Below are 12,618 nucleotides of genomic sequence, written 5' to 3'. Positions count from 1 at the left end.
GTGACTGCGGCTGAAAGCATGGCGCAGGCTACAGATACCAGATCGTTCACGCAAACAAACGAGTGACGGAACCATGACAGACAGCGTTCAAGGCACTGGCATCCATGAGTTTCTCGCTGCACGCGGCGGACCGTTCTACGAGTTGCAGCACCGGCTGAAACTCCTGCATCACAACGCATTGAATGTTGGCAGACGGACGTTGATCTTCGTCGCCCTGGCCTGGGGCGTGCCGTTCATTCTGACGCTTCCCGGCAGTTTTTCGCTCGCGCAGGACCAGAACTCGTTTCTTTCCGATCCGGCTGTCTGGGCGAAGTTCATCATCGGCATCGCCGCATTCATCTTTGCGGAGCAGCAGGTCGAACGGGGCCTTCGACTCAAGCTGACGCAATTTCTTCGCGCGCCTCTCATCGCCCCCGCTGCCGTTCCGGCAGCCGCGAAAGCCGTGAATACCGCACTGAAACGACGGGATTCGCATATTGGTGAGATCATTTGCCTGATATTGGCGGCGATTGCCGCGGTCGGCTCATTCCTGAATTTCCACACAATCAGCGAATCCTCGTGGGCGGTCACGCACCTGCCGGAGGGCAATGCGATCACGCTGGCCGGATGGTGGTGCGTTCTCGTCAGTCTGCCACTGTTCGTTTTCCTGTTTACACGCGGCATCTGGCGCCATTTCGTCTGGGCACAACTGCTTCGCAAGATCGCCTCTCTCGACCTTCGCCTTGTTGCCACGCATCCAGACGGCAAGGCGGGTCTCGCTTTCCTCGCTGACTATCCAAATGCCTATGTCTTCTTCGTCTTCGGCATCAGTTCGGCGGTGGCTGCCGCCCTTGCCAAGCATGTTCTGCAGACCGGCGTCGATGCTAAAACCTTCAGCATGATTATGGCCGGATGGCTGGTCATCGTCATGGCGCTGTTCGCATATCCGCTGTCGGCTTTTTCAAAGCCTTTGGCACGCCTGAAAGAACAGGGGTTGCTGATGCTGGGGGCTCAGGCTACCCGCTACCAGCGGCAGGCGGAACGCAAGACTGCGGGCCAGAACCTGGTTGCCAACGATCCGGCCGAGGCACAGCAACAGGTTGATGTCGAGGATCCGTCCAAACTGTTCGAGGCAACCCGAAAGCTCTCGACCATGCTGATCAGCCGGAAAGCAGTCGTTCCGGTCGCGGCGGCAGCCCTGCTGCCCTTTGCCGCCGCCGGCGCAACGCAATTGCCCTACAAGGAAGTTTTCTCCGTTCTGAAGAAATTGCTACTGCTCTAGATTTCCATGATCAAGGCGGCGGCGTTAGGGATGATCGCGTTCGTAGAGAATGACACAGTCGATGAGAAACTGGGGCCTGAGAACGGTCAGCCGTTTGTAGGCAATTTCAATGATATCAGCGCGCTCCAGTTCACGCAGGATCGGTCCGACGGCATTGCGTGACATATTGGCGAGGTGCGCAAGTTCCTCTTGGGTCAATTCAAGTTCCGGTTTGCTCTCCATCAAAGGTGTGTCGCGCTTGTATCCGCACAGCCGCAGCAACACCGCAAAGCAGCGAACCTTGGCGTCCCGGATCATCAGGTCACGCGCAGCCGCAACCGCGACGTTTTGGTTGTAAACAACCAGCCGCGCAAACTGCCTCCAGGCATCATGGATGCTGGAAACATCATTGAGAATGATGTCGATCTCGCGTAGGGGCAAAACGAACATCTGCAGCGGAACCTGAGCCGTCACACGAACGTTGCGTGGCTCGCGCGTCAGGACAGCGGCAGCGCCGAACCAGTCGCCGGGGCGCAGAATATGGCCCAGGCGCGGCAGTCCATCCGGCGTCGCCGTCGACACCGACGCATAGCCGGAAACGGCCCCCATCACTGCGCCCGGCGGATCTCCAATGTCGCAAACCATCCTGCCGGGGGGAAACAGGGAAAGATAACCGCGCGCCAGCACTGAATCCTGAAACGACGTTGGCGCTTTGCTCAACCAATCCGTCGCCCGCAAAAAGTCTTTCTCGGAACCATTTGGCATGGACGACCTCCCCCGATATCGCTGTCGACCAATTGCAACGATTGTCATGGACACTCAATCTGCCATCGTAAATTCGGGGACATTGCACAACTTTGAGCAATGTCGCCTAAAAATCCACGCTATCATAGCAAAATATTAGAAATACATTGGGGAATGGAATGGCGGAACCGGGGCCACCGGACTTGAACCAAGAACCTCATACCACCAAGCATTTCGCCTCTTTGCGTGCGGCAGCTTTGGCGGCACTTGCCCAGGAGCCCGGTGGCGGACAATCGCTCGACCAGGCCGCGAATGACCCGACGGCATCCGTGACGTCCTTGCAAATCGGCGATTGGTACACGCCGGATTACCATCATCTGGACGGCGGCCATGACAATTCGGTCGCCTTGCGCGCCGCCATTCCCTTCGAACTTGGCGGTATCAACAACATCTTTCGGATCACCGCCCCGATCATCACTGAGCATCCGGCGCTGGACAGCGGCCTGGGTGACATCACCGTCTTCAATCTCATGACATTCGAGGAATCCTGGGGACGCTGGGGTGCCGGCGCGGTCGCATTGCTGCCGACCGGCGGTCAGTGGCGGGGCTCGGATCAATGGGCTGTCGGTCCAGCATTCGGCTTTACCGCCCGACCGTCTGATGATTTTCTATTTGGCCTCTTCAACCAAAACCTTTTCCATGTTGGTGGCGAGCAAGCGCTCGGCCAGGCCGACGTCAATGTCAGCACATTTCAGCCGATCCTGAACCACAAGCTCGGGCAAGGATGGTCGATCGGCTTTTCCGAAATGCAGATCGCCTATGATTGGGAATACGGGCGCTTCTCGAGTTTGCCGCTCGGCGTACAACTGTCAAAGCTTGAACGGTTTGGCACGCAGCCGGTACAATTCAGCTTGCAGTATGAACACAACTTCGCCGATAGTCAGATCGCGCCAAGCGATACTATTCGAGCGACCATAAAATTCCTGTTCGCCTCACGTTGAACGAAACAGGGAAGTGCCTAGACGCCGGGGAAATTTATGACCATCAAAATTTTTTGGGCCGCAGCCTCAATCCTTGCAGCCTCAACCGTATCAGCCTACGCCCTCGAAGGTGGGACCGGGGCTTATCTGCTGGGGAGCCGTGATACGGTTGCCGGTATCGTCGGTGCGCCTGGCTCTACGATCATCACCAACAATTTCTTCTATTGGCATGGCAAGGGACCTACGCTTCCAATTGGCGGCTTCGCGGTCGCCAATCCAGAAGTCGACATTTCTCTCTACCGGCTCGACATCGCCCATTTCTTCGAAGCTGAACTGTTTGGCGGCACGCCCGGATTTGTCGTTTCCTTGCCTGGTGGCACCGGCACACTGGATGCTTCCGGCGTCGTCGGTAGGTTCAACGGAAATGTCGAGGACAAGAATACCGGGTTCAGCGATCCGATCATCACTGGCCTCGTCGGTTGGCATGATAGCAATCTGCATTACAGCGCCAGTGTTTCGTTCTTCCTGCCCTGGGGCAAGTACAATTCCTCGACGGTCAATGTCGGGCCGCCGCCCGAGATCGACAATTTCCTCAACTTCGGCAAAAATCGCCTGACGATCATGCCGGTGATCTCGGCAACCTATCTCGACCCTTCCGCCGGTCTCGAATTCTCGGGCGCCCTCGGCCTTGAATTCCCGCTGGAGAACAAGGCAACAAACTGGAAGACGGCGCCGATCCTCAATTTTGAAGGTGCTATCCTGCAGCATCTGCCGAACGGACTTGCGCTCGGGGTCGCCGGATATGCCTCAAGCCAGATCGGCGAAGACAGCGGCTCCGGTGCTGACGCATTCCGGTCGACGATCGGTGCGAAAAGCCTGAAGGCCCGGGTCTTCGGCATCGGGCCAATTTTGAACTACTCGACGAAATTCGATGAGACGCCGGTGAATTTCAAGGTGAAATACACCCATGAATTTGCAGCAAAGCGCCGTTTTGAAAGCGACATTTTCCAGGTCTCGGCCAATGTCTCGTTCTGAAAAATAAGGATGGACGGTCGAGGACGATCGGACGGAGTATCATAAATCATCCCAACCCAGGCCTTGCGGCGATCAAACAGACGCCGCGTTAGAAAAGGAACTGTGATGTCGACCAGGAAACTCAATATCGAGCGGATTGCCGGGCGATCCCTGCTACCCGTCACGCTTTCGCTGGCGATCGGTCTCGCGTCTGCGGTCTTCCCCGTTTTCGCTCAATCCGTCCCGACCGATGGCTCGGTACTGCCCTTCCCGGCAGAACCGATGAAGGGCGTGGCGCAGCCCCGGCTGCAGGATTCCACCATGGAATGGCCGGCAGCAGCGCAACGGCTTCCGGAAAAGGCACCCAATATTCTGATCGTGCTTCTGGATGATGTCGGCTTTGGCATCTCGGAAACATTTGGCGGGGAAGTACACACGCCAACCCTGTCACGCTTGGCCAAGGAAGGCATCAGCTATACCGGCTTCAACACGACATCCATCTGCTCGCCAACGCGGGCATCTTTGCTGACCGGCCGCAACCACACCCGCGTCGGCTCCGGCACGATCGCCGAGCGTGCGGTTGCCTTCGATGGCTACACAGGCGTGATCCCGAAGACGGCAGCAACCCTTGCGGAAGTGCTGAAGAATTATGGCTATCACACCTCTGCCTTCGGCAAATGGCACAACACGCCGGCCATCGAAACGACCGCCATCGGCCCGAAGGATCATTGGCCGAACGCCTATGGCTTTGAATATTTCTACGGCTTTCTCGGCGGTGAAACCTCGCAGTGGGAACCGCGCCTGACCGAGAATTTCGATGCCGTCGAGCCGCCGCACGACGATCCGAAATACCACCTGACCAACGATCTCGTCGACAAATCGCTGAAGTGGCTCGACAATTATCGCGCCTTCGATCCCGACAAGCCCTTCCTGATGTATTGGGCACCGGGCGGCGTTCATGGCCCGCACCACACGTTTCCGGAATGGACGGCGAAATACAAGGGCAAGTTCAACACCGGCTGGGATGCCTATCGCGAACGCACCTTTAAACGTCAACTCGACATGGGTGTCATTCCCGCCGATACCAAGCTGACCGAACGCGATGCTACCATGGCATCCTGGGACAGCATCCCGGATGCACAGCGCCCCTTCCAAGAACGCCTGATGGAGATCTTTGCCGGGTTCGTCGAACACACCGACACGGAAGTCGGCCGCCTCATCGACGGCATCGAGCAGCGCGGCCTGAAGGATAACACGCTGATCATCTATATTTTCGGTGACAACGGCTCGAGTGCCGAAGGGCAACAAGGGTCGATCAGCGAGCTTCTGGCACAGAACAATATCGCCAACACGGTCGAGCAGCAGATGGCGGCGCTGGACAAGATCGGTGGCCTCGATGCGCTGGGCACCGGCAAGACCGACAACATGTATCATGCGGGCTGGGCCTGGGCTGGCGGCACACCGTTCAAGGGCACCAAACTGATGGGCTCCTATTTCGGTGGAACACGCAATCCCATGGTCATTTCCTGGCCGGGACATATCAAGCCTGACGGCAAGTTCCGTCAGCAATTTTCCCATGTCGACGATATCGCTCCGACGCTCTACGACATCCTGAAGATCACACCGCCGAAAGTCGTCAACGGTTACGATCAGTTGCCGATCGACGGGACAAGCATTGCTTACACATTCGCAAATGCCGATGCTCCGACACAGAAGAAGGAGCAATTCTTCGACAACAACGGCAGCCGCGGCATCTATCTGGATGGATGGTTTGCGGACGTTCCGGGACCGTTCATTCCCTGGGATACGCCCGCTTCGGTCAAACGTCTCGCCAACTGGGATTCCGCCAAGGATCAGTGGGAACTTTACAATCTGAAATCGGATTTCTCGCAAGCCAATGATCTTGCCGCCAAGGATCCAAAGAAGCTTGAGGAACTGAAGGCACGATTCCTGGCCTTGGCTGAAGACAACAAGGCTTTCCCGATCGGGGCAGGAAACTGGCTGCGTCTGCATCCGGAAGACCGGATCAAGTCGCCCTATTCGAAGTGGACGTTCAGCCAGACGACACGCCGTATGCCGGAGTTTGCGGCACCCGGTGTTGGACGCGAGAGCACCGACGTGAAGATCGAAGCGGAGTTCTCCGATAACGCTAACGGCGTGCTCTACGCGGTCGGTGGCGCTGGCGGCGGTCTCTCCGTCTACATGGATGACGGACATCTGGTCTACGAATACAATATGATGATCATCGAAAACTATCAGGCGCGCACCAGCAAGATCCCAGCCGGCAAGCACCAGATCGAAATCTCCACCTCGATCCCGAAACCGGCAGGCCCGGGCGAAGTCGTCATCAAGGTTGACGGCAAGGAGGCCGCCAGGACCACGGTCGCGCGCACTGTTCCGGCCGCCTTCACAGCAACGGAATCGTTTGATGTGGGGGCCGATCTCGGCTCACCGGTATCACCCGTCTATGCCGACAAGCGCCCCTTCGAATTCACCGGCAAGATCGATGAAGTCAAGGTCGAACTGGTCAAATAGGGATCGGCACGACAGGCTTGCCGCAACGGCAGGGACCACTGGAATGTCCTTCGCCCCGTCAAAGGGGCGCAGGCGCCGATTAATTTGCGAGTAAACCGACGAGCGGGAGATTGACATGAACCTCAAGACACTTCGCACCCTTGTGCTGCAGACCGCGATCCTTGCCGCGATCCCCACCTTTGCGCCAGCGCAATCGGTGCTGACCAAGGCCGAGAGGACGAGCGAAAGCATGGAGCCGGCCTTGGTGCACGCCGACCAGGCAGCTGCCGCCCAGAAGAAACTGGATACGCTTCTGGCGCAGGCAGGCAAGCGCCCCAACATCGTCTGGCTGGTTGTCGACGACATGGGCTATGGCGATCCGGGCGCCTATGGTGGCGGCGCTGCCATCGGGGCGGCAACCCCGAACATGGACCGCTTGGCGCATGAGGGACTGCGTCTGACCTCGACCTACTCGCAGGCCACCTGCACACCGACGCGTTCGGCAATCCTGACAGGACGACTGCCGGTTCGCACCGGCCTGACCCGGCCGATCCTGGCGGGCGACAAGATCACCAAAAACCCATGGGCTGATGAAACATCGCTTCCGACAATCCTTGGCGAGGCCGGCTATACGACTGTGTTGTCCGGCAAATGGCATGTTGGCGAAAGCGTCGGCATGCGGCCGCAGGATATCGGCTTCGATGAATTCTACGGTTTCTACGAGGCAGAAAAGGAAATCAGCCAGGGCGTCGACAAACGCGGATACCCCGATCTCGTTCTCAATCCCGAACGGCTGGCAATGTTGCGCAAGACCGGTTCGAGTACCGCCCTGGTGCACGGCTTCAAGGGCGGCGAAACAAAAGACGTCGAGGAGATCGACAGCATCGAGAAGATGGCCGAGGGCGACCGGATGCTGAAGGAATTCAGCGTTGAAAAGATCAAGACGCTTGCCGCAGCCGGCGCTCCGTTCTTCCTCGAGCATGCCTTCATGAAGGTGCACGCCGACAATTTTGCCTCGAAGGCGTTCGAAGGCAAAAGCGCCAGCAAATATCCGTATAAGGATGACGTGGTCGAGGTCGATGCCTATATCGGCGAGATCGTCGATGCGCTCGACAAGGCCGGTGTGCTCGACAACACCTTCATTTTCGTGACCTCCGACAACGGCCCGCAACTCGATACCTGGCCGGATGCTGGCTATACGCCGTTCCGTGGTGCCAAAGGGTCGGCCTGGGAAGGCGGCGTGCGGGTGCCCGGCATCGCCTATTGGCGCGGCATGATCAAACCCGGCCGCGAGAGCGATGATCTCTTCGATCTCATGGACCTGTTCAACACGTCACTGCATCTGGCAGGTGCCAGCGCCAAGATCCCGGCCGATCGCTACATCGACGGCATCGACCAGACCTCGTTTCTGCTTGCCGATAACGGTCAGTCCAACCGCGAGAAGGTTTATATCTGGAACGAGCAGAACTTCATGGCCATGCGCATGTACGAGTATAAGATCCACCTGAAGGTTGTGCAGGAACACGCCCAATGGCTGAACATCGACATGACCACCGTCAGTGACGTCGGCCTCGCGCCATGGCTGTTCAACCTCTATATCGATCCCAAGGAACAGTATCCGGTCGGCCACCGCATGAACGCGTTCCTGGCATCGATGGCCGCCGAAATGAAGGCCCACGCCGCCACCTACAAGAAGTACCCGCCGAAGAATATCGGATTGGGACAGTAGTGCCGGAATGTCATTTCAACCGGCTGCCTGAGCGGGCGGCCGGATTCCAAGGCATCGGGACATGCGGCTCGCGGAAAATAGTGCAACCAAATGGCGAGCTGGTTGAAAAGATTAAATATTCATTAACCAGCGCTGGATAAGGATTGGTACCTATTGCGCCAATGATTGGCGGCACCAATTTGCATCGGCTGATCCATGACAACTCCACTGCTTCCAGCATTCTCGCGGCGTCTGGGCTTTGTCACAGCGTTGGTTTCCGTTGCCTTGACTGGACCCTCTCTTGCTCAGTCCGTATGGTCGGGCAGTGCGGACAACGAGTTCAGCAACGGCTCGAACTGGAACCCTGTCCTACCGGCAGGGGACGATACAGCCGCCGTCAACACTGGCTCACCGCAGGTCACCAACGACATCTCGATCGGCACGCTGGACGTGAACGGCGGCAATCTCACGGTCACCAATACGGGCGCGCTCACCGTCAAGAACGGCAGCACGATCACGTCGGGCAGCGTTGGCATCAACGCGGGCGGCGTGTTGAACTCGGATGTGGACCTCAACGGCGGCAGCCTGTTCATCGATGGCAATCTCAACGGCCAGCTGACACTCGACAACGGAAACGTCGCTGTGAATGGCACACTCGGTGGTGCAACGGTCGGTACAGGCACGTCGCTCTCCAACAACGGTAAAGTTGGCGATGTCGCCGTCTCGTCCGGTGGAACATTCGTCAACAACAGCACCGCCACCGCCGGCAAACTGACCAATGATGGAACGGCATCAAATGCCGGAAAACTCGAAGCCCTGACGAACACTGCAGGCAACTTTACCAACAATACCGGCGGCACCATTGCCGGAAAAACGACGGTCTCAGGCGGAACGGTTACCAACAATTTCATCATAACGGACGCGGACGTCGCAGAAGCTGCTGCGTTCACGAACAACAACGGTGCGACGGCAGGTGCAATCCGCAACTCCGGAACCGTGTCGAATGCGGGCACCATCGGCTCGCTCCAGAATGACGCCGGGGCGGCCGTCAACAATTTTGGCGGCGTGGTAACGGGTGAAACGACCATCGCCGGCGGCAGCGTCACCAACAATGCGACCCTCAACGGCGTCAATGTTGGCGCGGGCGGCATCTTCACCAATGCAACGGGCGCGAGTAGCGGTGCGGTTACGAATGCCGGAAACGCATCGAATGCCGGTTCGGCTGCCTCACTCTCAAACACTGCCGGAAATTTTACCAACAATGCCGGTGGCACGATCACGGGAAAAACGACGATTTCCGGCGGAACCGTTGCGAACAATTTCGTCATTTCGGACGCTGACGTCGAAGCCGTGGCCAAATTCGTCAACAACAGCGGTGCCACGGCGGGCGCAATCCGGAACTCAGGCACCGTATCGAATGCGGGCACGGTCGCATCCCTTGAGAACAACGCCGGCACCTTCACAAACAATGGAGGCGGCACGGTCAGCGGCACCACGGCGGTAAACGGTGGCAACGTTGTCAACAACGCGGCGCTCCATGACGTCAGCATCGGTACGCAGGGCACGTTCACCAACAATAGTGGCGCAACTGCAGGCGCGGTTGCAAACGCCGGCACTGCTCTGAATGACGGAACGATCGCATCGCTGGTGAACAGCGACGGGACGTTCTCCAATTCTGGCACGGTCAACGGTACAGCTTCGGTCACGGGCGGCACGTTCATCAACCAGGGAACAGTCACCGGTACGATCGACGTCTTTGACGGCGGGCTGTTGTCCGGAAGCGGGGTCGCGGGCGGACTGTCGGTCAATGCCGGCGGCATCCTTGCACCTGGACCGGGTATCGAGACACTGGCGGTCAATGGCAACCTGACATTCCAGAGCGGCTCGACCTATGAGGCCGATATTGACGCGACCGGTCTTTCCGATCGAGTGAATGCCTCCGGCGCGCTGGTGATCGCAGGGGGCACATTGGATATCAAGGCCGCAAGCGGCACCTACGGCCTGACCAACGACTACACGCTCCTGACCGCCGGCAGTGTTAGCGGCACCTTTGACAAAATTGCCGGTAACAACTTTGCCTTCCTGTCGCCGACGCTGACCTACAGCCCCACGGCGGTCAATCTCGATCTCGATCGCAATGACGTGCTCTTTGCAGATGTCGCAGCGACCGCGAATGATCGCGTAGCGGCGGCTGCCGTTGAGGCTCTGGGGGTGGGAAACCCGCTCTTTCTGGCTGTGTTGCCACTGGACGCGCAAACCGCTGGCAGTGCCTTCTCGCAGCTAAATGGAGAGGTTCATGCCTCCCTCAAGAGCGAACTGTTGTGGGAGAGCCGTTTCCAACGTGACGCGATCATCGACCGGATGTCTCTTTCTAACGGGCGGCACTCCGCGCAGACCGACGATGTGGCATTCTGGGCATCGAGCTTCCTCGCCGCAAACAACATCACCGGCGACGGCAACGCGAGAAGCGTCGATGGCCGTGCTGCCGGCGCGATTTTAGGGGTCGATGCGGCGATTTCCGATCAATGGCGTCTGGGCGGACTGCTCGGATATAGCCATCTCTCGATGGAGCCGCAGGCACGGGCTGAGTCCTATCACGCCGGTCTCTATGCATCGGGCGATATCGGCCCGCTGGACTTCACCGGCGGTGCCATTTACGCGCGCAACGAGGCGGAAATCCATCGCAGCGTCTCGTTTGCCACGTTTACCGACCGCCTGACAGCCAATTATGATAGCGCCACCACACAGGTTTTCGGGGATCTTTCCTGGACACTGAGGATGGATGACATCAGCATCCAGCCTTTCGGAAATCTCGCCTACATCCATCTCAATACCGACGGGTTCAAGGAAAATGGCGGTGCGGCGGCATTGTCAGCTGCCGGCAGCTCGGACGCGGTCACAATAGCGACGGCGGGCGTCCGCTTTTCCGCCGATCTGCCAACCGGCGAACTCCCCGTTGCTCTGACGGGCATGCTGGGTTGGCGGCACGCCGCTGGCGACCTGAGCCCATCCTCCCGCCTCGCCTTTTCTGGTGGTACGCCGTTCATGATTGAAGGCGTGGCAATGCCACGCGATGCCCTGGTCGTCAAAGCGGGCATTTCCGCCGAGCTCTCCAAATCCGCACGCCTGACACTCACCTATTCAGGCGAATTCGCCAATGGCATGCAGTCGAATGCGGCGCAGGCAAACCTGCTGGTCGACTTTTAAAGCCCATCGCGATCCTTCAGAATTGCGCGCGCGCATCAGGTCCTTGTTTTTACGCATGCCGTTGTGCGCAAAACCACTGCACACTTTTGCGCGTCATGTTTTTGGGTAGCCTTGCATGGACCTTCGCCGCAGCCATTGTTCACCTGGCGGCGGCTTTTCGGGGACGCGAGTGCAATCGGAATCCGGTTAAGGCTGCTCCCCTATTCATGCCCGCGCTTGCCGATACTTCCAAGGAGTTTGGGGCAGCAAAAGTCCGGATAGCCCAGTCGCTGCGAAGGTCTTCAACGCGTGCCTCCATCGATCCGAAGATTAATGGAGCGGAAGTGCGGATCGCCGCCAGATCTGCGGACACAGGTGTTCGATTTGCCTGAACAGTTTGGAACGTTTTGCTGCGGGTATCTCCGCCTTGATTATGCAGCCGATACCACTAGCATGAGCACGTTGACGTCAGCCGTATCCGGCGCCTGCCGGCCCAGAGAAGAATACGCACGTCGGCTGTGGTAGACGCTCACATATCGACCGATACAAACGCGGTCCTCGGGTACGGTCTTGCCTGCGTGGGAACAAGACCTTCCCGTACGTGAACGACAGCCAGAGCTGCTTGGCAAGGACATTGTCCCGCATACCCCCTTGCCCGCCCAACGCAATGCTATCTCGGCCTTCGTTGGCATGGCAGTGAAGCCGATCGAGGTGACCTGCGAATTCCCCCCCAAACGCAGAAAAGCCCCATTAGCTTTCGCTATTGGGGCTTTTGATTTGGTTGCGGGGGCAGGATTTGAACCTGCGGCCTTCAGGTTATGAGCCTGACGAGCTACCGGGCTGCTCCACCCCGCGCTATCCGTGCAAATCCCTACTGGGATCTGTCGCGTTTGTGCATTCGGCTTCGCCGAATGTTGGTTCTACCAGCGTAAATCCTGCGGATTTATCGCCTTTTCTACCAGCGCACGTTCTTAGGAACTTGTCGCTTGTGCACTTGGACATTGGTCCAGCTGCGATATTTCATTATCCGGCTTATGATACCGAAGCAAAAAGGCCGCTTGAGGGCGGCCTTGCTTTTCGGCAGAGCCGACTGAGTGTCGAGAAGATGATTTGGTATTTTCTTGCCATTAATAGACCTGGCAGCGACCTACTCTCCCGCGTCTTAAGACGGAGTACCATTGGCGCAGGGGCGTTTCACGGCCGTGTTCGGAATGGGAACGGGTGCAGCCACC

7 protein-coding genes, 1 tRNA gene and 1 rRNA gene are annotated in these 12,618 nt (G+C 58.2%); 6 read left to right on the top strand and 3 right to left on the bottom strand.

Features of this window, described 5'->3' with window-relative positions; genetic code table 11:
• Window positions 1-73 precede the first annotated feature (73 nt).
• Window positions 74-1,261 (top strand): hypothetical protein, encoded by a 1,188-nt coding sequence (locus tag R6X40_RS00045; RefSeq protein ID WP_318409947.1) that lies wholly within the window; start codon window positions 74-76, stop codon window positions 1,259-1,261.
• A 24-nt stretch (window positions 1,262-1,285) separates the two neighbouring features.
• On the opposite strand, the gene R6X40_RS00040 is transcribed toward R6X40_RS00045, so the two are convergent.
• Window positions 1,286-2,005, bottom strand: a complete 720-nt coding sequence (locus tag R6X40_RS00040; protein ID WP_318409946.1) for a Crp/Fnr family transcriptional regulator — start codon at window positions 2,003-2,005, stop codon at window positions 1,286-1,288.
• 182 nt (window positions 2,006-2,187) lie between these two features.
• On the opposite strand from R6X40_RS00040, the gene R6X40_RS00035 reads away from it, so the two are divergent.
• The 5 genes from R6X40_RS00035 (at window position 2,188) to R6X40_RS00015 (ending at window position 11,407) form a co-directional block, all read left to right on the top strand.
• The gene (locus R6X40_RS00035) at window positions 2,188-2,985 is read left to right on the top strand and encodes a hypothetical protein (RefSeq protein ID WP_318409945.1); all 798 of its coding nucleotides are present in this window, start codon (window positions 2,188-2,190) and stop codon (window positions 2,983-2,985) included.
• A gap of 36 nt (window positions 2,986-3,021) precedes the next feature.
• Entirely contained in the window at window positions 3,022-3,999 is a 978-nt protein-coding gene (locus R6X40_RS00030; protein WP_318409944.1) for a transporter, read from the top strand.
• Window positions 4,000-4,104: 105 nt separating this feature from the next.
• Window positions 4,105-6,513 (top strand): arylsulfatase, encoded by a 2,409-nt coding sequence (locus tag R6X40_RS00025; protein WP_318409942.1) that lies wholly within the window; start codon window positions 4,105-4,107, stop codon window positions 6,511-6,513.
• Window positions 6,514-6,628: 115 nt separating this feature from the next.
• Window positions 6,629-8,221 (top strand): arylsulfatase, encoded by a 1,593-nt coding sequence (locus R6X40_RS00020; RefSeq protein ID WP_318409941.1) that lies wholly within the window; start codon window positions 6,629-6,631, stop codon window positions 8,219-8,221.
• Window positions 8,222-8,416: 195 nt separating this feature from the next.
• Complete coding sequence (locus R6X40_RS00015; RefSeq protein ID WP_318409940.1) at window positions 8,417-11,407, top strand: autotransporter domain-containing protein; 2,991 nt, start codon at window positions 8,417-8,419, stop codon at window positions 11,405-11,407.
• A 757-nt stretch (window positions 11,408-12,164) separates the two neighbouring features.
• Here R6X40_RS00015 and R6X40_RS00010 read toward each other — a convergent pair.
• Together R6X40_RS00010 and rrf are read right to left on the bottom strand one after the other, a co-directional pair.
• Window positions 12,165-12,241 (bottom strand) — tRNA-Met (locus tag R6X40_RS00010).
• A 279-nt stretch (window positions 12,242-12,520) separates the two neighbouring features.
• Window positions 12,521-12,618 (bottom strand): 5S ribosomal RNA (gene rrf, locus R6X40_RS00005); the annotation flags it as partial.

The sequence above is a fragment of the Rhizobium sp. PL01 genome (genome assembly GCF_033447125.1).
GTDB lineage: Bacteria > Pseudomonadota > Alphaproteobacteria > Rhizobiales > Rhizobiaceae > Pararhizobium.
The sequence above is the reverse complement of the archived record's forward strand: the minus strand, read 5'-3'. Positions and strand labels throughout refer to the sequence as shown.

What these genes read in the sequence shown, in the direction of transcription:
- R6X40_RS00045 (WP_318409947.1), top strand. Translation starts at nt 74, where the DNA reads ATGACAGACAGCGTTCAAGGCACTGGCATCCATGAGTTTCTCGCTGCA.
- R6X40_RS00040 (WP_318409946.1), bottom strand. Translation starts at nt 2,005, where the DNA reads ATGCCAAATGGTTCCGAGAAAGACTTTTTGCGGGCGACGGATTGGTTG.
- R6X40_RS00030 (WP_318409944.1), top strand. Translation starts at nt 3,022, where the DNA reads ATGACCATCAAAATTTTTTGGGCCGCAGCCTCAATCCTTGCAGCCTCA.
- R6X40_RS00025 (WP_318409942.1), top strand. Translation starts at nt 4,105, where the DNA reads ATGTCGACCAGGAAACTCAATATCGAGCGGATTGCCGGGCGATCCCTG.
- R6X40_RS00020 (WP_318409941.1), top strand. Translation starts at nt 6,629, where the DNA reads ATGAACCTCAAGACACTTCGCACCCTTGTGCTGCAGACCGCGATCCTT.
- R6X40_RS00015 (WP_318409940.1), top strand. Translation starts at nt 8,417, where the DNA reads ATGACAACTCCACTGCTTCCAGCATTCTCGCGGCGTCTGGGCTTTGTC.